This window comes from Amycolatopsis sp. NPDC058986 (assembly GCF_042741125.1).
Taxonomy (GTDB): domain Bacteria; phylum Actinomycetota; class Actinomycetes; order Mycobacteriales; family Pseudonocardiaceae; genus Amycolatopsis.
Genome location: NZ_JBHYJW010000003.1, coordinates 192,377 through 215,145, shown reverse-complemented (window position 1 = coordinate 215,145; position 22,769 = coordinate 192,377). Strand labels below are relative to the sequence as shown.

Below are 22,769 nucleotides of genomic sequence, written 5' to 3'. Positions count from 1 at the left end.
TTTAAAACCCCCCCACCCCCCCGCCAAACCACAAAAAAAACCCCCCCAGCAACCCCAACAACCCCCCAACCAACCCACCCACCCCCGCGGCCGGGCCGTTGCGGGGGCCGCCCCCCCGGACCTCTCCCTGTCTAGTGGTCAGCCTCAGATCAGGCCGAGCTTCTTGACCGCGTCGCGCTCCTCGGCCAGCTCGTTGACCGAAGCGTCGATGCGGGGACGGGAGAACTCGTCGATCTCCAGGCCCTGGACGATCTCGTACTTGCCGTTCTTCGCGGTGACCGGGAAGGAGGAAATGAGGCCCTCCGGCACGCCGTACGAGCCGTCCGAGACGACGCCGGCGGAGGTCCAGTCGCCCTCGGCGGTGCCGTTGACCCAGGTGTAGACGTGGTCGATGGCGGCCGAGGCGGCGGAGGCGGCCGAGGACAGGCCGCGGGCCTCGATGATCGCCGCGCCGCGCTTGGCGACGGTCGGGATGAAGGTGTCGGCCAGCCAGGCCTGGTCGTTGACGGCCTCCGTGGCGCTCTTGCCGGCGACCTCGGCGTGCTGGATCGAGGGGTACTGGGTGGCGGAGTGGTTGCCCCAGATCGCGACCTTCTTGATGTCGGTCACGGGTACGTCGAGCCGCTTCGACAGCTGCGCGAGCGCGCGGTTGTGGTCGAGGCGGGTCATGGCGGTGAAGCGCTCCGCCGGGACGTCGGGGGCGTGCTGCTGCGCGATGAGAGCGTTGGTGTTGGCCGGGTTGCCGACGACCAGGACGCGGATGTCCTCGGCGGCGCCGGCGTTGATGGCCTCGCCCTGCGGCTTGAAGATGCCGCCGTTGGCCTCGAGCAGGTCGCCGCGCTCCATACCCTTGGAGCGGGGACGCGCGCCGACCAGCAGGGCCACGTTGGTGCCCTCGAACGCCTGCTTCGGGTCGTCGAAGATGTCGATCCCGGCGAGCAGCGGGAACGCGCCGTCCTCGAGCTCCATCGCGGTGCCCTCGGCCGCCTTGACCGCCTGCGGGATTTCCAGCAGCCGCAGCTTCACCGGGGTGTTGGTGCCGAGCAGCTGACCGGACGCGATGCGGAACAGCAGCGCGTAGCCGATCTGTCCGGCCGCACCGGTGACGGTGACGTTGACGGGGGCTTGGGTCATTGCGCTTCTCCAGCTTGAGACGACTTTGGCTAGTACCGCGATGCTAGTACCCCGCGCGGTCGTCGTCCGGGTGCGTCCAGTCACTGTTCGCCGGGGCGGCGATATTGCCGCTCAGCCGGGCGAGTAGGGCCGCGAGGGTGGCGATCTCGCGGTCGGACAGCCCCGCGCGCAGCTGTTTGTCGTGGGCGATGGCCGCGGCGGCGAGGGTGTGGAAGGTGGTTTCGCCCTTGTCAGTGAGGGCGACGAGGTGGACGCGGCGGTTGCCGGGATCACGTCGGCGGGTGACCAGTCCGTCGTTTTCCATCCGGTTGAGGTGGTGGGTGAGCGTGGCGCCCTGGATCCCGACGGCCGCGGCGAGATCGCGCTGGGTGGTCGGCTTGCGGGTCTTGAGGGTGATGAGGATCTGCCAGACGGGCTGGGAGCCGCCCTTCGCGGCGAGTGCGTCGTCGAAGGCGCGGCCGACGACCTTGGCGGTGCGGGCGAGCACTACACCGATGGGAGCTTCCGGGAGGTGGGGCACAGCTGCACCGTAACGCAACTGGCGAGGCATCGAACGCTTTGACGTCTCATCGTTCGGTGTCTAATACCGCTGTTCAGGGGGTATCGAGTTGGATACGGGATCGTGTGATCCCGTGATCCCGCCGCGTCCTCACGGTTGCTGGTGGGCGAGGATGTCTTCGCCGCGTCGATGCCGGTAAGGCCACCTTGACGGCGTCAGGTGCCTGCGAGGGGGCCTTACCGGCACGGGAGTCCTATGGGGACACGGCTCGCGAACAGGCATCCATCGGGTTTCGCGCGGCGGCACTCCTCGACGCCTCTCCTTGGCCACTGCCTCATCCCCGGGGCGCGGAAGGGCTCCGGCGGGCGGGGACTTCTAAAACGGTTCCGAAGGTGTGACTACCCGGTCCGGCCCGTCGATTCTTTTGTCAATTCTTACGTATTTACCGGGGCGTGACCCTGCGTGAATGACTTTACTCCATACAGCGGGCGTCGCGTGGTACTGCTTGCGCTACTCTGGCGAAGCCTACGCCCACACGGAAGTAAGGGGAAGGAACCCCATGCTTACTGCGATGGCTGCTGCCCTTTTAGCAATTTCGTCGGTCGCTGCTCCGCATACATGGCCGACGAATCCGCCACCGGACAAGATTATCATCGATGTCGCTACTGTGAACGGTACCGGTTGCCCGCCCAAGTCGGCCGCGGTTTCGGTGGCGCCGGATAATACGGCGTTCACCGTGACCTACAGTATCTATACCGCCAAGGTCGGCGTTGGGGCGTCACCGACGGACTTCCGCAAGAATTGTCAGATCAGCCTGAGGGTGCACGTTCCACAGGGCTTCACCTATGGGATCACGCAGGCCGACTACCGTGGTTTCGCCCATCTCGAAGCGGGCGCGACCGGGCTGGAAAGAGCGAACTACTATTTCCAGGGCAACTCGCCGACTGCCTTTATCGACCATCCTCTCAAGGGGTTCTTGGAGGACGACTGGCAGTTCACCGACCAAACGGATATCGGTGCGATCATCTACAAGCCGTGTGGTGAGGAGCGGAACCTCAACATCAACACGGAGCTGCGGGCGAATGCCGGTACGTCGGATCCGAAGAAGACGACGAGCTTCGTGACGATGGACTCGACCGACGGCAGCATCAAGACCATCTACCACTTCGCCTGGAAGACCTGCCCGGAGCAGTGAGCGGCGCTGGGACGCGTGTGTGCCCGGTCTCCGGTGGCCACGCGCCCCAGTGCGTTCGCGGACGAGTGCTGCCTGGCCTGGCGGCCGTTGCGACGTCGTCGCGGTGAATGGGATACCCCAATTGCCTTGTTTGCCGGGTTGTATTCGTGCCGGGCTGTCCAGACCAGTTCGGTGCATTGGTTCGTCACTGTGGGTTTTTCGCGCATTTTTTGTTGAACGGTCAATGTCCACAGTGGCTTTGTTAAGGATACGGTAAAAACTTTGCTGCGTGTAGCTAAGTAATTACGTTGCTCCATTCAGTGGGCCTCGGAAGGTAGCGGTTGCGCTACCCTGTCGACACCCCCGCCCACATCGGAAGTAAGGGGAAGGAACCCCATGCTTACTACGATGGCTGCTGCCCTTTTAGCGCTTTCATCGGTCGCTTCGCCGACGCCGCATTCGTGGCCGACGAATCCTCCGCCGGACAGGATTATCATCGACGTCGCGACCGTGAACGGTAGCGGCTGCCCGCCCAACTCGGCCGCGGTCGCGGTGGCGAGCGACAACACGGCGTTCACGGTGACCTACAGCGAATACACGGCCCAGGTCGGTGTCGGTTCGTCGCCAACGGACTTCCGCAAGAACTGTCAGATCAACCTACGTGTCCACGTGCCGCAGGGATTCACCTATGGAATCGCCGCGGCGGATTACCGCGGTTTCGCCCATCTCGAATCCGGTGCGTCCGGGCTCGAACGAGCGAACTACTATTTCCAGGGCAACTCGCCGACGGCATACGTGAATCATCCGATCAAGGGATTCTTCGAGGACGACTGGCAGTTCCGGGATTCGACGGATGTCGGCGCGATCGTCTTCAAGCCGTGTGGTGAGGAGCGGAACCTCAACATCAACACGGAGTTGCGGGTGAATGCCGGAAGCTCCGATCCGAACAAGACGACGAGCTTCCTGACGATGGACTCGACGGACGGCAGCATCAAGACCATCTACCACTTCGCCTGGAAGAACTGCCCGTAACAGCGTGTGACTCCGGACTCGTGAGCGCTCACCCCCTTGGCGCTCACGAGTCCGCCGTGTTCCGGGCCGGAGACACCGCACTCCCTTGCGGTGAATCCGCGCGTGGCTTGGCGCCCGGCGTGGCGGAGCCGCTCTAGCGTCCCTTCCATGAGCGATCCATCCACTGCGCGGTACCGGGAAGTCGGGTTCGAACTGAGGACCTGGCGCGAGTCCAACGAGCTGACCTGCCGGGAGCTTTCGCGACAGACGGGCCTGCCGTTGTCGAGTCTCTCCTTCTACGAGAACGGCCGCCGGGCGATCTCGTCCACCGACGCGGCCGTGTATCTGGCCATCTGCGGCGCGCCGAGAGCCGAACGCGAGCGCATCATCGACCTGACGGCGGTGCCGAACGGCGATCTGTACTGGGTGCGGCCGTACTTCGACAGCCTGGTCGACCCGCTGAAGTCGCTGATCATCCAGGAGAACCTGGCCCAGGCGATCATCAACTACGAGCCGATGACCATCCCCGGTCTTCTGCAGACCGAAAGCTACGCACGTGCGGTTTTCGAGGCGGGCCAGGCAGTCGCGACGGACCGGATCGACAGGCTGGTCGGCGCACGGATGGACCGGCAGAACCTGCTCGAGAAACGGAACCCGCCGCACTGCACCTTCTACGTGCATGAGCGTGCGATCCGGGAAGGGGTCGGCGGTCCGGCGGTGATGCACGAGCAGGTGCAGTACCTGACGCTGGCGATGAACCTGCCGTGCTGCACCGTCAGGCTCGTGCCCGAGTCCTTGCCGCGATTCCGAGCGTTCCCGACCCCGTTCCGGCTGATGGACTACGACGATCATCCGGCGCTTACCTACATCGATGTGTACGTGGCTGCCTTGTTCATCGACCATCGGCCTGCGGTGGAAGCCTTCTACGAGGTCTCCTCAAGCTTGGAGCAGGGGGCGCTCAGCGAGGCTGAGACGGCTCACCGGCTCGCGCGGTACGCGAGTGAATACGAGCGGATGCAGGGCTAAGATGACGGCTCGCGTGTTGCCAGGGTAGATCCGTGGGCATCCGGCAGAGCGTGCCGCGTTTACCGATCACGTCGCGACGGTGGACGGTTTCATCGCGATTTCATCGGCCGTCATTAGCGTCTCGCCGCGAACAGGGTGTCCACAACTGAATCGGGGCGCGGATGGCGGGACAGGAGTCGGCGTGGGGCTGGATGTGGGTCTACACCAGCAGCCGTCGTGAAGACGGTCTGGAAGTGATCCCGTACTTCGAGGCGTTCCCCACGCAGGAGCAGGCCCGTGCGCATCTGCAACGTCATCTGGACGGCGCGTTGCCGGACGCGCCCGCGGCTAAGGCCGCGCCCATGCTGCGGGCGGTCCGGTCGGGGGCGCCGGTCGTGGTGCGGTGCCCGCCCGACACCTGGCTCGTGTTCGAGATCCCGTCCGGCTCCACAGTGGACGGTGCGGCGACCGCGTACGTCGATCGGAACCAGGACCTGCTGGTGCGTGGTCTGAGACCGGGGAGCGGCGCGGAGGTGCTCAAGCGGGTCCGGGACAACGCCCTGGTGCTCGTGGTCGCGGTGGTGCTGTTCGGGCTGGCGGTGTTGCTTGGGCCGTTCCTGCTGGTCACGAGCCTCGTGGACAGCGGCGCGTCGCCCAGCTGCGAGGGCAGGGTGATGAGCCCCGGCGACGTCTGCCAGGTCTCCTCGGGCCGGGGTGACACGGACGTCTTCGACTACCAGCAGATGATCGAGCGGACGCAGTCGGGCAACACCACGGCGGTGCTCCTCGGTGTGGTCGTGACCGCGGTGGAAGTGGTGCTCGTGCTCGTGGTGGCTCGCCGCCGGATGCGCGAGCGGGCGAGGGTCGGGTAGGGGGTCGGTGGTGACGGGGCCGGACATCATCACGAGCGCTTCTGGGGCTGTTCTGGATCAGGCCAGGCTGAGCCGGGCGATCGAGACCACCACGTGCACCTGGACCGAAGCCGCGCGCGACATGGAAAGCTATCTGGCGACTCAGGTAGCCGACGCCAGTCACACCGAGGTCATCGGGCCGTTGCTCGACGCGGCCGGTGGTAGCGGCGTGGTCCGTTTCGGTGGCAGCGAGGTTGCCACCTGGGGTGACCCTTCGGGGCCCGAAATGGCGTTCAGCGCCACGAAGAGTGTCGCGTCCGTGGTGGCCGGAGCCGCATACGATGCCGAACTGCTTGTACCTCATCAGGCGGTACACGACGTCCTCGGCCTGCCCGAGTTCGCCGAGGGCGCGGCACGGGACATCACCTGGGAACACTTGCTCCAGCAGACGAGCCAGTGGGAGGGCACGCTCTGGACCAAGCCGACTTCGGCTGACTTGCAGAGCTTCCGTGAGGGCACCGAGGTCCATGGGACTCCGCCAGGGGAGGGCTGGGCCTACAACGACGTCCGGATGAACCTGCTCACCTACGCTCTCACCGTGCTGCTGGGGCGTTCGCTCGAAGACGTATTGCGAGACACCGTGATGAGCCCGCTCGGCACGTCATCGACCTGGTCCTGGCACGGCTATCGCAATTCGTTCGTCGACGTGAATGGCACGTCGGTCGCGGTGGTGAGCGGCGGCGCGCACTGGGGCGGCGGCCTGTTCGTTTCCGCCGCCGATTTCGCACTGCTCGGCCAGCTGTATCTCGACGGCGGCAGGGCCGGCGAGCGGCAGCTGATCAGTGCTGAGTGGATCCGGCGTTCGTGGTCGCCGTGCGAGGTCAAACCCGAGTACGGCTACCTGTGGTGGTTGAACGACGAGCGCAAGCCCTGGCCGATGGCGCCGCGGACCGGGCGCGGTGCCCGGGGGAACGGGGGCAGGCATCTGTTGTGGGTCGACCCAGCCCGTGACCTCGTCCTGTGCTCACGCTGGAACGAGAACATCGGACGCCTGCTCGCCGAGGTCTCGGCGAGTGTCACTCCCGCTGCGGCCTGACTCCGGCGTGGTCGACGGGTGCCCGACCAGATTGGCAAAGCTCTTGGTGTCGGATCCTGGGTGAGCCGTTCGTGGAGTGGGTGAGCGGCCGCCACGAGGGCGCCGCCACGAGCACAGGAGACGAGATGTCGCACCCAGAACCCGTCGCCCGCCGCATGTACGACCTGATCGAGCCGATCGGTCTGGTGCCCTACCTCGCCGAGGGCTCCGACGACGACCTGATGGCGCTGGGCCTGCGTAACCAGTGGGACGCCTACTTCGCCGGGCGGGCCGCGCCGTTCGGCCGGTCGGTGCCCGCCGAGGTGGTCCACGCGGTCTTTTACAGCTTCGCTCCCGGCGAGGTGGCACGGCACATCCCGCGGGTCTGGGACCTGACCACGCCCGAGGCGGCGCTGGCCGCTCGCGAGCGAGGCTGCGTCGCGGCGATGCGGCGGATCCTCGGTGACCTCGCCGACTGCCCCGCCATCACACGCGCCGGCGAACTCCTGCTGCGGGCGGCGACCAGCGCACCTGTGGAGGGGCGCGCGCTCTATGCCGCGCTTCGCGCGCTCCCGGTACCGCAGGAGCCGATGGCGCGGCTGTGGCACGCGGCCACTCTGCTCCGCGAGCATCGCGGCGACGGCCACACCGTCGCTTTGGTGGCCGAGGGCGTTGGCGGGACGGAGGCCCACGTGCTCCACGCCCTGTCCGTCGACATGCCCGCGCAGGAGTTCGGCCGGGTCCATCATCTCCCCGCCGCGCAGCTGACCGCGGTCATCGACGGCATGCGTGCCCGCGGTCTCGTCGGGACCGACGGCTGGCTCACCCCTGCCGGCCGCGCCACGAAGGAACGAGTCGAGGCAATGACCGACCGGCTCGCGGAGGCGCCGTACAACGCGCTGAGCCCTGCCGAACTCGACCACCTCACCGCCGACCTCACCCCCGTCTCAGCCACTCTCCAGGCCACCTATCCCTGGTAGCGGTCGCCGTGGAATCCGAAGCCAGGTAAGATTCGTGGTGTCGCGAAAAACGATGTCCCGCGGCGTTGCTCGCCGGACATCGCGCACACATCGATGCAGGATGGTTCCTATCGGTGAGCGTCTCCGTGCCGAGATCGGGCGTCCCGCCCGCTCCCGGTGTCGACCGCAACCGAGGAGCGCACCATGCAGAAGACCGTCACCATCGTCGGAGCGGGACTGGGCGGGCTGACGCTCGCACGGGTCCTCCAAGCCCACGGCGTCGCCGCAACGATCTACGAGGGTGAGGCGTCGGCGACGGCGCGCACCCAGGGCGGCCTGCTCGACATCCACGAAGAAACCGGGCAGGTCGCGCTCCACGCGGCGGGCTTGTACGACGAGTTCCGCGCCCTGGTCCGGCCAGGCGAGGACGCCAAGCGCGTCGTCGACCGCCACGGCACGATCCTGCTCGACCGGCCCGCGGACCCCCGTTCGGCCCGCCCCGAGGTGGATCGCGGCGAACTCCGCCGCCTGCTCATCGACTCGCTCGCCCCCGGGACCATCCACTGGGGCCACAAGCTCACCGCGCTCCGGCACCACCCGACGGGCGGCTTCGACCTCACCTTCACGGCGGGTTCCACCGTCCACGCCGACGTCGTCGTCGGCGCGGACGGCGCCTGGTCGAAGGTCCGGCCGCTGCTCACCCAGGCCGAGCCGCGCTACAGCGGCACCTGCTTCGTCGAGATCGCCCTCGCCTCGGGCGGCCAGGACCACCAGGCCAGCGTGGCCGCGATCGGCAGCGGCACACTGATGGCGGTCGCACCGGGCCAGGGCATCATCGCCCACCGCGACGCGGACGGCGGTGTGCGCGGTTACGTAGCACTGAACAAACCCGAGGAGTGGATGCGGTCGATCGACTTCGGTGACCCGGCCGCCGGTCTCCGCCGCCTCGTCCACGAGTTCGATGGCTGGTCGCCGCTGCTCACCGCGTTCGTGACAGGCAGCGACGCGGAGCCGTGGCTCCGGCCGATCCACGCGCTCCCTGTCGGGATCAGCTGGGACCGGGTGCCGGGCGTGACGCTCGTCGGCGACGCCGCGCACTTGATGTCGCCCTTCGCCGGCGAAGGCGCCAACCTCGCCATGTACGACGGCGCCGACCTGGCGCGCGAGCTGGCCGGGCAGCCTGACGTCGAGTCTGCGCTCGCCGCCTATGAGAAGCGGCTTTTCCCGCGCAGCCGCGAGGTCGCCGCCCAATCGGCGCACAATCTCGAGACCTTCTTCGGCCAGGAGGCGCCGAACAGCGTGGTCACGCTGTTCGGACGCTCTTGAGGGCGGGGCTCACGCTCACGGGTTCTTGGCCTCGACGCCGAAGGCCCGGCCGAGGGCGATCAGTCCTTCGTCGAGGTGGCTGAGGCTGGAGAGCACGGCGCGGGTCTCGGCGTGGTCGATCCGGTCGGCCACCGGGGTGCCGTCGTCGCGGATGAGGGGGTGGACCGTCTTTCCCGGTTCGCCGACGGCTTCGTGGATCTTGTCGATGTTGGCGAGCAGGCGTCCGGTGAACAGTTTCAGCCGGTCGGCGACGGGGCCGGTGAGCTGGCCGGGCTCGGCGCGCGCGGCGACGTGGCGGGCGCGGAAGGCGATGGTCTCGGCCGTGGTGAGGACGTGCCAGCCGTAGTCGCGGCGGGCGCTGTGCAGGTTGACGGGGTGGGTGAGCGGTTCGACCGTGGTGCGCAGGGTGTCGACGTCGCGGTCGATGTCGCGGGACAGTTCGACGATGTTGACGTTCTCCTCGCCCGACAACAGTTTCTCGGTCTTTTCGAGGAACTCGTGGAGGTCGTCGAGGACGGTGCCGATGTCGTCGAGCATGACCGAGCGGGTGCGGACCGGGAGGATGACGAGCGCGGCGAGGATGCCCGCGGTCGCGCCGACGGCGGTTTCGGCGACGCGGATCCACAGCACTTCGAGGCTGAACGTGCCGAGCAGGCTGTAGAGCAGGCCGAGCATGCAGGTGATGAAGAAGGACATCACCACCTGGGACACGCGGGAGGTGTAGACCATGCCGAACACGCACACCATGATCAGCGTGAGGGTGGCGGGGAGGTTGCCGCCGACGAGCAGGGCGAGCAGCATGCCGCCGAAGATGCCGATGAGGGTGCCGCCGACACGCCGGGCGCCCTTGACGAAGGTGGCGCCGGACGACGAGGTGCCGATGAACACCACGAACACGGTGAGCACGGCCCAGTACCAGCGTTGGTGGGAGACGAGTTCGCCGCCGAGCACGGCGAGCCCGCCGCCGATGACGGCCTGGATGGCGCTGCGGGTGCGGTTGTCGTAGGCGAAGGCCGGGGTGGGTTCCTCGGCTTCGTCAGGGTCGTACGGACTGTCCAAAGTGGCTTCTCGCTCGGCGGCGCGCTGGGCGCGGTCGTCGGCGAGGGCGAGTTCGGCGATGGCGCGGCGGACGCCGTCACCGGGTTTGGCGCGTTCGTCGATGCGGCTGCCTTCGACGAGCATGCGGCTGTACTCGCCGGTCTGGCTGATCAGCGGGAGTTCGCGAGGGTCGCGTTCCATCAGCGCGCGGAACCGGGCCAGGCGGGCGATGAGGTCGTCGCGGGTTTCCTCGGCGAGGTCCTTGCTGCAGGTGCGCTGGACGGTGATGACGAGCCACTGGACGGCGAGTTCGACTTCGATGGCGCGCCGGCGCAGCCGGCCGGCGACCTCTTCGCCGACGACGTCGGGTGCGGAGTCCTCGATGAGCAGGACGCATTCGTGCAGGCGGTTGTAGGCGGTGCGCAGTTGCTTCCTGGTGCGGTCGTTGCCGTCGACAGCGAGATAGGCCTCGCAGCCGCGGATGACGGTGGCGAGCCGGGCGCGGAAGGCGCGGCGGACGCGGAGGAGTTCGGCGTCGGCGTTGCGGCGCAGGATGACGAACCGGACCAGGGCGTTGGCGGCGATGCCCACGGTGAGCGCGAGCAGGACTTCGGGGACCTGCTTGATGTGGGTCTGCAGGAACATCGCGAAGAAGAACAGGAAGAAGCCGACCGAGCCGAGCGCGATGCCGCGGGGCCCGAAGCGCTGGGCGTAGACGGCGAAGAAGATCAGCACGACGATGAGGACGCTGTTGAGCGGCGGCAGGGTCGCGCCGAGGCTGGCGATGGTGACGGTGGCGGCGCCGGTGACCCAGGCCAGTCCGAGGGTGACGGCCTGGGCTCCGGGGGTGGTGTCGTTGACGGTGAACGCGGTCGTCATCGCGGAGATGGCGCCGACGAGCATGATCGTCAGCGGCAGGTGGACCGGCAGCAGGGCGAGGATCGCGATGACGATGCCCAGCACGGCGGACAGGCCGACGCGGAGACGGACCAGGCCGGGGTCGGACGCGGTGATGCGGTCGTGGAGATTTCTGATCATCGGGCGAGAAGCTCCCACTGGGCGAGGCTGACATGACGCCGGGTCGCGGCGGTGACGCGCAGCCGGTAGTGCGGGTGTGTGGCGGGGGTGCCGAGGACGAACGGCCGGGTCTGGCGGCGCCAGCGGAACAGTTCGTCGCGACGTTCGTCGAGAGTGGTCCAGTGGTCGCCGTCCGGTGAGCCTTCGAGGACCCAGGCACGGGGATCTCCCGCGCCGACACCGGAGGTGAGCGTGTACATGACGAGTTCGTGTCCGGGATTGTCGGGGGTGAATGCGATAGTCGGGGTGGCGGTGCGGAAGGTCGTCTCGGTGCGGGAGGTGTCGTCGAACAATGGCGTGGTGTCGCCGTGTGCGGAGCGGGCGGTGCCGGTGAGGTCGGTCAGCGGGGCAGGAGTGGCAGGGGGTGCGGGTGGCCGTCCCCAGCCGGTGGGAGAGGTGGTGAGGTCGAACTCGAGGACGGCGCCGCGGGTGAGGGCGGTGTGGGCGACGGTGGTGGTGTCGCAGGGTTCGCCGTCGAGGGTGAGGCCGCTGACGTAGCAGGTGTCCGCGGTGTTGCCGGGGGCGCGGATGACGAGGTCCTTCCCGTTTTCGAGGTGGATGGTGACGGTGCGGAACAGGGGTGCGCCGAGGGCGTAGCGCGGGCTGCCGACCGCGAGCGGGTAGAAGCCGAGTGCGCTGAAGACGTACCACGCGGACATCTCGCCGTTGTCCTCGTCCCCGCAGTAGCCCTGGCCGAGGTCGCTGCCGAGGTAGAGCCGCCGGAGGATCTCGCGGACGACGCGCTGGGTTTTCGCGGGCGCCCCGGCGAGGTTGTAGACGTACGGGATGTGGTGGGACGGCTGGTTGGAGTGGCCGTACTGGCCCATGCGGACGTCGCGGGCCTCGGTCATCTCGTGGATGATCCCGCCGTACGAGCCGGGTTTGCGGCCGGTCTCGGGCGTGGCGAAGAAGGTGTCGAGCTTGGCTTCGAGCGCGGCGTGTCCACCGTGGAGCGCGGCGAGGCCGGGGCCGTCGTGGGGTACCGAGAAGGCGGTGTTCCAGGAGTTGGTTTCGGTGAAGTCGCCACCCCAGGCCTCGGGGTCGTAGCCGTGGGCGGGGAAGTGGCGGGTGCCGTCGCGGTTGCGTCCCTGGAAGAAGCCGATCTCCGGGTCGAAGTGGTTGACGTACTGCTGGGCGCGCTGGCGGAAGTAGGCCGCGTTGTCGGCGTACACGCGAGCGCGGTGTCCTTCGCTTTCGCGGGCGAGGGCGTCGGAGAGGTTGGCGAGGCCGAAGTCGTTGACGCAGCCTTCGAGCGCCCATGACAGTCCTTCGTGGACGGACGTGGGCGTGTAGCCGAGGAAAATCGAGCGATCGAGTCCCTTGCGGCCGACTGCCTGGGCCGGCGGGGTGACCGTGGCGTTCTTCACGGCCGCGTCGTAGGCGGTTTCGACGTCGAAGCCGCGGACGCCCTTGAGGTAGGCGTCGGCGAAGGCGACGTCGGAGCTGGTGCCGGTCATGAGGTTGGCGTAGCCGGGGGAGGACCACCGGGAGATCCAGCCGCCTTCGCGGTACTGCTGGACGAACCCGTCGATCATCCGGCCGCAGCGGCGGGGCGTGAGCAGGGCGTAGGCGGGCCAGGTGGTGCGGTAGGTGTCCCAGAAGCCGTTGTTGACGTACATTTCGCCGTCGACGATCTTCGCGCCGGTGCGGGTCCGGGTGCTGGGCAGCAGGCGGCGGATGACCGGGCTGGCGTGGCGGATCCCGTTCGGAGTGTTCTCGTGCGCGATGTTCGGATAGAGGAACAGGCGGTAGAGGTTCGAGTAGAACGTCGTGAGCTGATCTTCGGTAGCGCCTTCGATCTCGACGCGGCCGAGCAACTCCTGCCACTGCGCGCGGGCCTGGTCACGGACGTGCTCGAACGTCGTCCCGGCGGGGATTTCCAACGCGAGATTGCGCTTGGCCTGCTTGAGACTGATCAGCGAGGTCGCTATCCGCAGCGTCACCGCGGGCGCGTCGAACTCCAGATAGCCGGTGACGGTCCGCCAGGGCGGGCGGCGGATCTTGCCGCCGTGGCGGACGGGGACGTCGGTCTCGGCGTAGACGAACATGCGGCGCGCGCCGGTCGAGAGCCTGCTGCGCACCCACGTGTGCCCGGTGACGACGCCGGTCGCCGGGTGCAGGCGGAGGCCGCCGCGGTTGCGGGCGTTGTCGAACAGCAGCCAGCCATGCTCGCCGGGAAAGGTGAAGCGGAGGATCGCGGCGTGCTCGGTGGGGGCGAGGTCGGCGGTGACGCCGTTGTCGAACCGGACGCCGTAGTGATGAGGCCGGTCGATCTCCTCGTCGTGGGAGAACGTGAGCGCGCGCCGCGCCCGGCGGGGTTCGACCGCGCCGATTCCCGGCATGACCTGGAAGGTATGGCGGTCGCCCATCCACGGGCTCGGCTGGTGGCTGAGCGCGAAGGCCTGCAGCGCCGGGCGGTTCTCGGACGTGTTGTGCCGGTGGTAGGAGTAGATCCAGTTCGTGGCGCCGGCGTCGGTGACCGGGGTCCAGAAGTTGAATCCGTGCGGCACCGCCGTCGCAGGGAAGGTGTTGCCCCGCGAGAACTCGCCGCTGGAGTGCGTGCCGCGGGTCGTGCGGACGTGGTCGACCTGCTCACGCGGCTCGATCACGCGCTCGGCGATGCGGACGTCGTCGAGCCAGCCGCACGGCTCGTCTTCCCCCGGCGGCGGCGCGGTCACCAGTGTGATCCGGCGGGCACGACGTCCCGCGAAGGCGCCGAGGCGATGGCGGACGAGATTCCACTGACCGACGTAGAGCGTTTTTTCCTCGCCCTGCTCGGTGGCCGAGAACCCGGCCGTGGAGCCGTCCTCGAACTCGACGTCGAGCGCGACGTAGGTACTGCGGTAACCCGGGCCGTCGTCCGGCTCCGGGAAGACCACATAGGACAGTTCACTGTGCTCGGTGATCTCGACGTCGAGATCGAACAGTGTCGCCCAGGTGGTGCCGGAGTAGCGGAGTGCGCGAAAGCCGGTGTAGCCGACGCCGGTCTTCGCGGTCGGGGAGTGTTCCGGCCCGGCGCCGACGCGCAGGGCCGGGTCCACTGGCTGCGGATCACCCGACTCGAAGGAGGAGAAGAACCCGGTGATCGTCACCCGCTCACCGTATCCGCCGCCTCGTGAGTCGGCAGCGGACGCCGCTGCCGTCCCCGGCGAGGAACCGTTCGATCAGGTTCCGTGTCGCCTCGACGTCCGCGCGGCCCAGTGTGGTGGCGCAGTTGCGCGGCCGCCGCGACGGATGTCAGGGCAGCGTGGCCGCGAGGTCGTGAAGGCTCGCGAGCGTGATAGCGACGGCGGACCGCTCGGCGTCGGTGAGGGGGACTTCGGCCGCCCGGGTGAGAAAATCGCGGGCGGCGGCCGGGTCGCCGGTGCGCACGGCGAGTTCGGTGCGGTAGGCGAGCGCTTCGAGCAGATCGACCGGCGTCGCGGTCTCCTGGTGACGGCGGAGCCCGTTGTCCAGGATCAGGGCGGCCTGCTCGTCGGAGCCTTTGGAGTCGCCCATGACCACGGCGCTGCGCAGGGACGCGGCGAGCTTCCCCGGGGCCTCGTCGGTGGGGTCCGCCTTGGCGGCGAAGATCCTGATCCAGTTCCCACCGGGATCGACGACGGTGAATCCGGACAGGTTCCCGGCGTTCTTTCGCTTGCGGGGCCTGGTCATCCGCGGAATCCCGGAGACGAGCAGCTTGCCGTGGACCGCGCGCATCCCGTCGGCGAAGGCGCGGAACAGCTCGCCGGTGTCGGGCACGATCACCAGGCAGCTTCCGTAGGAGTCTTCGGGGTTGAAACCGGGCATGCCGAAGAACTGCAGTTGAATGTCCTCGCGCTTCAGCGACACGCACGTGTAGGGGCGGGCCTGGTAGTAGGTCTGGGTGAAACCGAGCATTTCGTAGAACTCGGCGATCTCGTCGATGGACCGGCAGGGCAGCAGCGGCACGGTCATCTCGTGGGCCATTCGTGATTCCCCTCGGCGGATGTTGCGGTACGCCGTACCGTACGGCGTACCGCAGAACTGTACGGTACGGTGTACGGCAGTGACAAGGCGATGGTCCGCCGGGTCGGGAAGGAGATCGCGGGTGAGCCGACGTTCCTCGGTGTCGGATCTGACACGCGGCATCTACCTGCTGTGGGGGCACCATCCCGCTCCCGGCCGCTCCGGTCTCACCGTGCCGGCGATCGTGGCCGCCGGTATCGAAATCGCCGACGCCGACGGGCTCGACGCCGTCTCGATGCGCAAGGTCGCCGACCACCTGGGTGTCGGCGCGATGTCGCTCTACGGGCACGTTCCCGGCAAGGACGAGCTCACCACGCTCATGGTCGACTCGGTCCTCGGCGAGCTGTACGGCAACGACGTCGAGGCCGCGACCCGCGCCGGCGGCTGGCGTGCGGCGATGAAGTTCGTCGCCGAGCGGAACTGGTCCCTCTACCAGCGGCATCCGTGGCTGCTCGACATCCGCGCGTCCCGCCCGAACCTCGGGCCGAACATCAGCCGGAAGTACGAAACCGAGCTGCGTCCTCTCGATGGCATAGGCCTGTCCGACGTCGAGATGGACGCCGCGCTGACCCTGGTGCTCGGCCACGTCGACAGTGCCGCCCGCGCGCACCGGAGCACCTCGCGGGCCCAAGCCGACTCCGGGATGTCCGACGCCGAATGGTGGAGTGTCGTCGCCCCGGTCCTCGAACAGGTCATGACCGACGACCTCGTCCTGTCCGCCCGCGTCGGCGGTGCTGTCGGTGCGCACTTCAATGCGGCCCAGGACCCCGAACACGCTCTCGCGTTCGGCCTCGACACCATCCTCGACGGCATCGAAACCCGCATCACCACGAACGACCTGGGCACCTTCCCCGGATGCCGTTAAGGCCACCTTACGGGCGTCAGACGCCCGTAAGGTGGCCTTAACGGCATGTCAGCCGCCTACAGTGCCGAGCACTGGCCCGCGGCGGGACCGCGGACGGTGTTGCCCAGCGCGTAGTCGGTCGGCGCGGGCGTGTTGCCCGTGCAGGCCAGCGGACCGCCGATCGAACTCGACGTCACCACCGGGCCCCGGTTGCCGGTCAACGCCAGCGGGCCGCCGATCTCGGCCCGCTCGATCGACACCGTGCCGGTGGACCCGGTGATCGACACCGGTCCGCCCACCTTCGTCCCGGCCAGGACGACCTGGTCGGCGCCCGAGGCCGACAGCGGCCCGGAGATCGTCCCGCCGTGTGCCACCAGGCTCGCCCCCCGCGCCACCGTCACCGGGCCGGTCACCGTCGCGTCCTCCAGGCACGTCGTGCCGCCCGACACCGTGAGCGGGCCTTGGTGGGTGCCGGTGACGGTCTGCGTGCACGCGGCGTCCGGCTTGCCGAGCAGCTCGACCTCGGACAGCGACGCCGTCCCGCCGGTGGTCGCGGTGACCTCCAGCCGGTAGTAGCTGTAGTGCGCGGGCTTGGCCACCTTGAACGACCGCGTCTGCTGCCGCCAGGCGAACGACTGGTTCGCCTGCTCGTCCGCGACCGCCCACGTCTTGCCGTCGTAGGAGCCCTTCAGCACCCAGCCCTTCACGTCTCCGGCGCCCTTCGGCGAGGTCAGCGTGTAGTGCGTGACCGCCTCCTTCGACGACTTGAGCTGGTACTGCACCGCACCTGTGACACGCGCTTCGGTCCGCGACGTGTTGTCGAACAACGCCGAGGCGTCCGAACCGTCCGAAGTGGACACCGTGCCCCTGCCGGGCCCGGTCTCGTCGTGCAGCGGTGCCGGCACCGCGTCACCGGTGGTGATGGACTTCGGCGCGTCGTTCGGGCCGGTGCCCCACTTCGACGGGTTCGGGCCCATCTCGAAGTCGAGCGTCCCGCCACGAGCCAGCAGGTCCTGCGACAGCGACGTCGAGGTGTAGGGCTTGCCATTCACCTTCAGCGACTGGACGTAGACGTTCTTCGCGTTGTTCTTCGGCGCGTTGATCACCAGGTCCTTACCGCCGCCGAGGTGAATCGTCGCCTTCGTGAACAGCGGCGAACCGATCGCGTAGTCCGGGCTGCCCATCTGCAGCGGGTAGAAGCCCAGCGCGCTGAAGACGTACCAGGCCGACATCTCGCCGTTGTCCTCGTCGCCCGCGTAGCCCTGCCCGATTTCGCTGCCGCTGTAGAGCCGCGAGAGCGCTTCGCGCACCTTCGCCTGCGTCTTCGACGGCTGACCCGCGTAGTCGTACATGTAGAGAATGTGATGCGAGGGCTGGTTGGAGTGGCCGTACTGGCCCATCCGCACGTCCCGCGCCTCCCGCATCTCGTGGATCGTCCCGCCATAGGAGCCAGGGAAGTTCGCGGTCTCCTGATCGGCGAAGAACGCGTCCAGCTTGGCCGCCAGTTTGTCCTTGCCGCCGTAGAGGTTGGCCAGGCCCTGCCCGTCCTGCGGCACGGTGAACGCCATGTTCCAGCCGTCGGTCTCGGTGTAGTCCCCGCCCCACACGCGCGGGTCGTACTCGGCCTTCGACCGGGTCGGCTTGCCGCCGGCGTCCTTGCCCTGGAAGAACCCGACGCTCGGATCGAACAAGTTCACGTACTGCTGCGCCCTGCTGGTGAAGTACTCGTAGTTCTCCAAGTACTCCGCCTTGCGCGGGTCGTTCGCCGCGGCCTCGTCATAGAGCTTCTTCGACAGGTTCGCGATGCCGAAATCGTTGACATAGCCCTCGATCGCCCACGAGAAACCCTCACCGGTGGTGTTGGGCGTGTACCCGAGGAAGATCGACTGGTCCAGTCCCTTCCGGCCGACCGCCGAGTTCGGCGGCGTCACCGTCGCGTTCTTCACCGCCGCGTCGTAGGCCGACTTGACGTCGAAGTTGCGCACACCCTTCAGATAGGCGTCGGCGAACGCGACGTCCGAGCTGGTCCCGGTCATCAGGTCCGCGTACCCGGGGGAGGACCAGCGGGCGATCCAGCCGCCGTCGCGGTACTGCTGCACGAACCCGTCGACCATCTTGCCCGCCATGTCCGGACTCAGCAGCGAATACGCCGGCCACGTCGTGCGATAGGTGTCCCAGAACCCGTTGTTGACGTACATCTGCCCGTCGACGATCTTCGACCCGGTCTGGGTCGGACTGTCCACACCGGACTTCGGTGACACCGGGCTCGCGTACTTGTACGCGGGCTTGTCGGTGGTGCCGGTGTTCTCGAACGCGGAGTTCGGATAGAGGAACAGCCGGTACAGGTTCGAGTAGAGCGTCGTGAGCTGGTCCTTCGACGCGCCCTCGACCTCGATCACCTTCAGCTGGTCGTCCCACGCCCGCTGCGCGGCGTCACGCACCGAGTCGAACGTCGCCGCCGGGGCGATCTCCTGCGCCAGGTTCTTCTTCGCCTGCTCCACACTGATCAGCGACGTCGCGATCCGCATCTGCACCGTCTTCTCGGCACCGGCGTCGAACCGCAGGTACCCGGTCACCTTGTCGCGGCCCTGCCCGGTGAGCTTGCCGCCCGCCGTGACCGGCTTGTCGAACGTCGCGTAGACGAACATCCGGCCCGCCCCGGCGGACGCGCCGGTGTCGGTGTAGCCGGACAGTGTGCCGGTCGCGGTGTCGAGTGTCAGCCCGCCCGAGTTGGTGGCGTTGTCGAAGACCAGGCTGGAATCGTTGCCAGGGAAGGAGAACCGGAACATCGCCGCGTGGTCGGTCGGCGCGATCTCGGTCTGGATCCCGTTCTGGAACCGCACGCCGTAGTAGTGCGCCCGTGCCGTCTCGTCGCTGTGCTTGAACGGCAGCGCCCGCGCGTCGCGGTTCGCGTCCGGCACCCCGGCGGCCGCCGACGGCATCACCTGGAAGACCTGCCGGTCACCCATCCACGGACTCGGCTCGTGACTGACACTGAACGCCTGCAACTGCGGGAGATTCTGGGCGTTGTTCTGCGAATGGTAGTTGTACAGCCACCGGGGTGTGCCGTTCTGGTCGGCACTCGCGTCGGTCACCGGGGTCCAGAAGTTGAACCCGTGCGGGACCGCCGTCGCCGGGAAGTTGTTGCCCCGGGAAAACGTGCTGTTCGCCAGCGTGCCGCGGGTGGTGATCACGTTGTCACTGGGCCGTTTGCTCGCCGGCGGCGTCGGCGTCGCGGATATCTTGACGTCGTCGAGCCAGCCCTGGAAGTTGCCGGGGCCGTTCGGGTTGTCGTAGCCGACCAGGATCCGCGAGATCGTCTTGCCCTTGGCCACCGTGCCGATCAGCGACCGCACCAGGTTCCACTGGTTGGCATAGAGGATCTTGCTCGCTCCCTGGCCCTCCGGCGTCAGCGGGAAGCCGTACTGGTCGGTCGCGCCCAGATCGCGCAGGTAGGTGCCGTCGGTGAACGCCAGGTCGATCGCGACGTTCGTGCTCGGGTACTTCAGATCGCCGGTGATGAACTGCGGCTGGACCTTGTAGGACAGCTCTGTCGACGCGGTCACCGGGATGTCGACGGCGAAGATCCTGTTGTAGGACCAGCCGTGTCCGGTCGCGGTCTGGGTGCCCGAGTAGCGGAACGCCTTCGCCCCGGTGAACCCGGCGCGGTTCTTGTTCGTGTACCCGCTGGTCGGGCCGCTGTCGGTGAAGCTGCGCATGTTCGGCAGCGGTGGCGGCGCCGGATCGTCGTTGGCCAGCAGCAGCTCGGCGAGCTGCATGATCGGGGCGCCGTTGTTCGCGGTGACGTTCAGCCGGTAGAACTTGAACGCCGCGCTCGGCGCCGCGAGCTTGTAGCCCTTCTCCTGCAACCGCGCGGTGAACGACTGTCCACTTTGCTTGTCCACATCGGACCAGGCGGTACCGTCGTTGCTGCCCTGCAGCGTCCAGTCCTTCGGGTCCCGCTCCGGCACGTCGTTGGCCGAGGTCAGCGCGTAGTGCGTGATCGACGTCGGCGCCGAGAGCGCGATCTGCGCCCAACCGGTCGGCTGCCAGGACAGCCACTTCGTGTCCGGGGAGCCGTCGACCAGGTTCGCGACGACCTCACCGCCGCCCGTGTTCTCGTTGCTCGCGGTCGTCTCGGTCACCTTGCCCCGGATGTCGCCGGGGATCGCGGTCCCGTTCGCGCCGTTGACCCCCGAGGACCGCGGCTTGCCCGCCGCGTCGGTGTCAACGGTGTCGGTCCACGACGACTGCGGATCCGACGGTTCGAAGGAGGAGGAGAAATCGGGGGGCTGGGTGTCCGCGGCCGCGGTACCGGTCGCCGGGAGAACGGCCAGTCCGGTGGCGGCGACCACGGCGACCAGGGTCGCGTGGACGGATCTGACGCTTCGGGGCATCGTTGCACCAAGCTTTCTTCCAAGGTCTGCGTGGCGCGCCGTGCGGGCGGGGGCCGGCGGCGCGAAGGAAGCGAAACCCGGTTCTGACATCGATGTCAAGACTTCGGGCGCAAACCTGGCCGAAAACGGACAGCGCGGGCCGTGCCCGCTGGTCCGTCGAGCGGACGACGGGATCAGGCGGAGCGTGTCTCGTGACAGTCCGGCGGCAACGGCGTCGCGGCGCGGCCGGGCGTCCCGGCGCGGAGCGCGAAGAACTGCCAGCCGAGGAAACCCAACGCCAGCAACAGGTAGCTGTTGCCGATCACATGCTCCAGCGGTCCCCAGGTCAGCTCGCGGAACCCCTGCGAGGGCAGGAACGAATGCGGCGCGACGACGAAAACCGCGACGACGGCCACCAGTCCCGTCACCGCTCGGCGGCTCGTGGCGCGGGCAGCGAGCAGGATGGTCGCGGGGACGATCCACACCCAGTGGTGCGACCACGAGATGGGGGAGCACACGAGCACCGCCGCCGCGTTCAGCAGGAACGCCGTCGGCCGGTCGGCCCGGAGCATGGCGCCCGCCGCGAGCAGCAGCGCGGCCAGGGTCGCGATCGCGACGAGGACGAGCGTGGGCACGGCAGGCAGCCCGAGCCGGTGCAGCGCGCCCTGGATCGTCTGGTTGGTGGCGAAGATCGAGCCGCTCATCCCCGAAGCCCCGGTCAGCCCGCCGCCGAACCAGTAGGCCCACGACGCCTGCGGCGCCACCACGAACCCGGCCAGACCCGCGGCCAGGAAGGTCACGACGGTGGTCACCGCGGCCCGGAAATCCCGCCTCAGCAGGAAAAACAGGAGAAAACCGGCCGGAGTGATCTTCACGGCCGCGGCCAGGCCCAGCAGCACTCCGCGCGGCAGGCGGGTCTTCGGTCCCAGGCAGTCGAAGACCACCAGCGCCATGAGCACGAGGTTGACCTGTCCGAACCACAGCGTCTCGCGGACCGGTTCGAACGCGAGAGCCGCTGCCCCGGCGAGTACCGCGGCGAGGAGGGCGGTGCGGCGGGAGGCGTGTGGCCGGACCACGACGTAGACGGTCGTGCCCAGCGCCGTCAGCGAGATCCCGAGCATCAGCACGGCACCCACCGGCGTCGGCAGCACCGTGAACACGAGGAACACCATCGCCGCGAAGGGCGGGTAGATGAACGGCAGCGCGAATCCGCCCCGGGTCGGGGGAAGCGCGCCGTAGATGTCGTCGCCATGGGCCAGTGCCCGCGCGCCGAACCGGTACACCTCCAAGTCCACCGGCCACATCGTGCAGACGAGCGTGAGCACCCCGGCGGTCACCACCATCGCCGCCGTGAGCAGGGCGATCACCGCCCAGCGGTGGGCGCCGAGCCGATCGAGCCACCCGCGCAGCACTCCGGCGAGCGTCGCCGGGCCTTCTCGTCCCCGAATCACCCCGCGATCATCCCGGTGGGGTCGCGCCGCCGTGTCGTGGGGGCCATCGGCCCGGTGCCGGTCGCTCCCGCGGTGGGCGCGGTGGACCTGCCACCGCACCCACCGCGACCCCCAAAGCCGCCGCGCGCGGCACCCACCCCGCCCGCGTCGCGACGACTGGAGAACGGTGGTCGCCCGCGTAGTAAACCGTGCGGGCCCGGGAGGGGTCCCACGGTATAAACAACCTGGTGAGCACTCATTCCACCGGCCAGAACCGGATCACCGACGCCGACCTCGCCAAGACCGCCCTCGCCGCCGGGGATCCCACCGGCTGGTTCGAACAGCTCTACGCGGCCGCCGAAAACGGTGAAGCCGTCGTCCCGTGGGCGCGGAACGAGCCCAATCCCGAACTCGCCTCCTGGGCCGCGGCCCATCCGGGCGGAGGCCGCCGCGCGCTCGTCGTCGGCAGTGCCTTCGGCGACGACCCCGAAGTCCTCGCGGCCGCCGGATACGCCACCACCGGCTTCGACGTCGCCGCCACCGCCGTCACGGCCGCACAGCGCCGGTTCCCGGACTCGACGGTGGACTACCGCGTCGCGGACCTGCTCGCGCCACCACCCGAATGGCGCCACGCGTTCGACCTCGTCGTCGAGATCATCAACGTCCAGGCCATGCCCCGCGACGTCCGCGCGAAGGCCATCGCCTCCGTCGCGGGCTTCCTCGCCCCCGGCGGCACCGCACTGGTCTGCGAGGTCGCCGAGGAGAGCGTCGACACCGCCGGCGGCCCGCCATGGCCGCTCAACCGCGCCGAGGTCGAGTCCTTCGCCCAGGACGGCGTCCGCCTGGTCAGCATCGAACCCATCCGGGACAACTCCCGCTGGTGGGCCGAGTTCACCCGGTAAACACGCGAGATCTCCCTCCAGTCACGCGAGATCTCCGCCTGCGCACATGAGCCCGCTGGAGCACGTTGGGCGATCTCACGT

At 68.4% G+C, this 22,769-nt stretch carries 16 protein-coding genes; 9 read left to right on the top strand and 7 right to left on the bottom strand.

Annotated features, from left to right (window positions below; all coding sequences use genetic code 11):
• Window positions 1-144: 144 nt before the first annotated feature.
• Window positions 145-1,134, bottom strand: coding sequence for a malate dehydrogenase (locus ACFW0G_RS04645; RefSeq protein ID WP_378323362.1), 990 nt, complete (start codon window positions 1,132-1,134; stop codon window positions 145-147).
• Window positions 1,135-1,177: 43 nt separating this feature from the next.
• Window positions 1,178-1,684, bottom strand: a complete 507-nt coding sequence (locus tag ACFW0G_RS04640; RefSeq protein ID WP_378323360.1) for a MarR family winged helix-turn-helix transcriptional regulator — start codon at window positions 1,682-1,684, stop codon at window positions 1,178-1,180.
• 508 nt (window positions 1,685-2,192) lie between these two features.
• On the opposite strand from ACFW0G_RS04640, the gene ACFW0G_RS04635 reads away from it, so the two are divergent.
• The 7 genes from ACFW0G_RS04635 (at window position 2,193) to ACFW0G_RS04605 (ending at window position 9,034) form a co-directional block, all read left to right on the top strand.
• Complete coding sequence (locus ACFW0G_RS04635; protein WP_378323359.1) at window positions 2,193-2,828, top strand: DUF4360 domain-containing protein; 636 nt, start codon at window positions 2,193-2,195, stop codon at window positions 2,826-2,828.
• Between the two features lie 375 nt (window positions 2,829-3,203).
• A complete protein-coding gene (locus ACFW0G_RS04630; protein WP_378323358.1) occupies window positions 3,204-3,839 on the top strand; it encodes a DUF4360 domain-containing protein in 636 nt (211 codons plus the stop codon).
• Between the two features lie 147 nt (window positions 3,840-3,986).
• The gene (locus ACFW0G_RS04625) at window positions 3,987-4,844 is read left to right on the top strand and encodes a helix-turn-helix domain-containing protein (RefSeq protein WP_378323357.1); all 858 of its coding nucleotides are present in this window, start codon (window positions 3,987-3,989) and stop codon (window positions 4,842-4,844) included.
• A 161-nt stretch (window positions 4,845-5,005) separates the two neighbouring features.
• A complete protein-coding gene (locus ACFW0G_RS04620) occupies window positions 5,006-5,695 on the top strand; it encodes a hypothetical protein (RefSeq protein WP_378323356.1) in 690 nt (229 codons plus the stop codon).
• Window positions 5,696-5,705: 10 nt separating this feature from the next.
• Window positions 5,706-6,770, top strand: coding sequence for a serine hydrolase domain-containing protein (locus tag ACFW0G_RS04615; protein WP_378323355.1), 1,065 nt, complete (start codon window positions 5,706-5,708; stop codon window positions 6,768-6,770).
• A 125-nt stretch (window positions 6,771-6,895) separates the two neighbouring features.
• Complete coding sequence (locus tag ACFW0G_RS04610) at window positions 6,896-7,729, top strand: MarR family transcriptional regulator (protein ID WP_378323354.1); 834 nt, start codon at window positions 6,896-6,898, stop codon at window positions 7,727-7,729.
• A 183-nt stretch (window positions 7,730-7,912) separates the two neighbouring features.
• Window positions 7,913-9,034 carry an FAD-dependent oxidoreductase gene (locus ACFW0G_RS04605; protein ID WP_378323353.1) on the top strand — a complete coding sequence of 374 codons (1,122 nt, stop codon included), beginning with the start codon at window positions 7,913-7,915 and terminating at the stop codon, window positions 9,032-9,034.
• Window positions 9,035-9,049: 15 nt separating this feature from the next.
• Here ACFW0G_RS04605 and ACFW0G_RS04600 read toward each other — a convergent pair whose 3' ends face one another.
• From ACFW0G_RS04600 to ACFW0G_RS04590, 3 genes are all read right to left on the bottom strand, one after another.
• A complete protein-coding gene (locus ACFW0G_RS04600) occupies window positions 9,050-11,110 on the bottom strand; it encodes an FUSC family protein (protein ID WP_378323352.1) in 2,061 nt (686 codons plus the stop codon).
• Window positions 11,107-14,241 carry a GH92 family glycosyl hydrolase gene (locus tag ACFW0G_RS04595; protein WP_378323350.1) on the bottom strand — a complete coding sequence of 1,045 codons (3,135 nt, stop codon included), beginning with the start codon at window positions 14,239-14,241 and terminating at the stop codon, window positions 11,107-11,109. The genes ACFW0G_RS04600 and ACFW0G_RS04595 overlap by 4 nt, the downstream gene beginning before the upstream one ends.
• 145 nt (window positions 14,242-14,386) lie before the next feature.
• A complete protein-coding gene (locus tag ACFW0G_RS04590) occupies window positions 14,387-15,097 on the bottom strand; it encodes a hypothetical protein (protein ID WP_378323349.1) in 711 nt (236 codons plus the stop codon).
• A gap of 121 nt (window positions 15,098-15,218) precedes the next feature.
• Between ACFW0G_RS04590 and ACFW0G_RS04585 the strand changes: the two genes are divergently transcribed.
• Complete coding sequence (locus ACFW0G_RS04585) at window positions 15,219-16,001, top strand: TetR/AcrR family transcriptional regulator (protein ID WP_378323348.1); 783 nt, start codon at window positions 15,219-15,221, stop codon at window positions 15,999-16,001.
• A gap of 56 nt (window positions 16,002-16,057) precedes the next feature.
• Here the strand turns inward: ACFW0G_RS04585 and ACFW0G_RS04580 are convergent, their stop codons facing one another.
• Together ACFW0G_RS04580 and ACFW0G_RS04575 are read right to left on the bottom strand one after the other, a co-directional pair.
• Window positions 16,058-20,377 carry a GH92 family glycosyl hydrolase gene (locus tag ACFW0G_RS04580; protein ID WP_378323347.1) on the bottom strand — a complete coding sequence of 1,440 codons (4,320 nt, stop codon included), beginning with the start codon at window positions 20,375-20,377 and terminating at the stop codon, window positions 16,058-16,060.
• 173 nt (window positions 20,378-20,550) lie between these two features.
• A complete protein-coding gene (locus ACFW0G_RS04575; RefSeq protein ID WP_378323346.1) occupies window positions 20,551-21,807 on the bottom strand; it encodes a glycosyltransferase 87 family protein in 1,257 nt (418 codons plus the stop codon).
• 227 nt (window positions 21,808-22,034) lie between these two features.
• Between ACFW0G_RS04575 and ACFW0G_RS04570 the strand changes: the two genes are divergently transcribed.
• Window positions 22,035-22,688: a class I SAM-dependent methyltransferase gene (locus tag ACFW0G_RS04570; protein ID WP_378323345.1), complete on the top strand. Its 654-nt coding sequence runs from the start codon at window positions 22,035-22,037 to the stop codon at window positions 22,686-22,688.
• The last annotated feature ends 81 nt before the right edge of the window (window positions 22,689-22,769 follow it).

What these genes read in the sequence shown, in the direction of transcription:
- ACFW0G_RS04645 (WP_378323362.1), bottom strand. Translation starts at nt 1,134, where the DNA reads ATGACCCAAGCCCCCGTCAACGTCACCGTCACCGGTGCGGCCGGACAG.
- ACFW0G_RS04600 (WP_378323352.1), bottom strand. Translation starts at nt 11,110, where the DNA reads ATGATCAGAAATCTCCACGACCGCATCACCGCGTCCGACCCCGGCCTG.
- ACFW0G_RS04605 (WP_378323353.1), top strand. Translation starts at nt 7,913, where the DNA reads ATGCAGAAGACCGTCACCATCGTCGGAGCGGGACTGGGCGGGCTGACG.
- ACFW0G_RS04625 (WP_378323357.1), top strand. Translation starts at nt 3,987, where the DNA reads ATGAGCGATCCATCCACTGCGCGGTACCGGGAAGTCGGGTTCGAACTG.
- ACFW0G_RS04640 (WP_378323360.1), bottom strand. Translation starts at nt 1,684, where the DNA reads ATGCCTCGCCAGTTGCGTTACGGTGCAGCTGTGCCCCACCTCCCGGAA.
- ACFW0G_RS04590 (WP_378323349.1), bottom strand. Translation starts at nt 15,097, where the DNA reads ATGGCCCACGAGATGACCGTGCCGCTGCTGCCCTGCCGGTCCATCGAC.
- ACFW0G_RS04610 (WP_378323354.1), top strand. Translation starts at nt 6,896, where the DNA reads ATGTCGCACCCAGAACCCGTCGCCCGCCGCATGTACGACCTGATCGAG.
- ACFW0G_RS04635 (WP_378323359.1), top strand. Translation starts at nt 2,193, where the DNA reads ATGCTTACTGCGATGGCTGCTGCCCTTTTAGCAATTTCGTCGGTCGCT.
- ACFW0G_RS04630 (WP_378323358.1), top strand. Translation starts at nt 3,204, where the DNA reads ATGCTTACTACGATGGCTGCTGCCCTTTTAGCGCTTTCATCGGTCGCT.
- ACFW0G_RS04580 (WP_378323347.1), bottom strand. Translation starts at nt 20,377, where the DNA reads ATGCCCCGAAGCGTCAGATCCGTCCACGCGACCCTGGTCGCCGTGGTC.
- ACFW0G_RS04620 (WP_378323356.1), top strand. Translation starts at nt 5,006, where the DNA reads ATGGCGGGACAGGAGTCGGCGTGGGGCTGGATGTGGGTCTACACCAGC.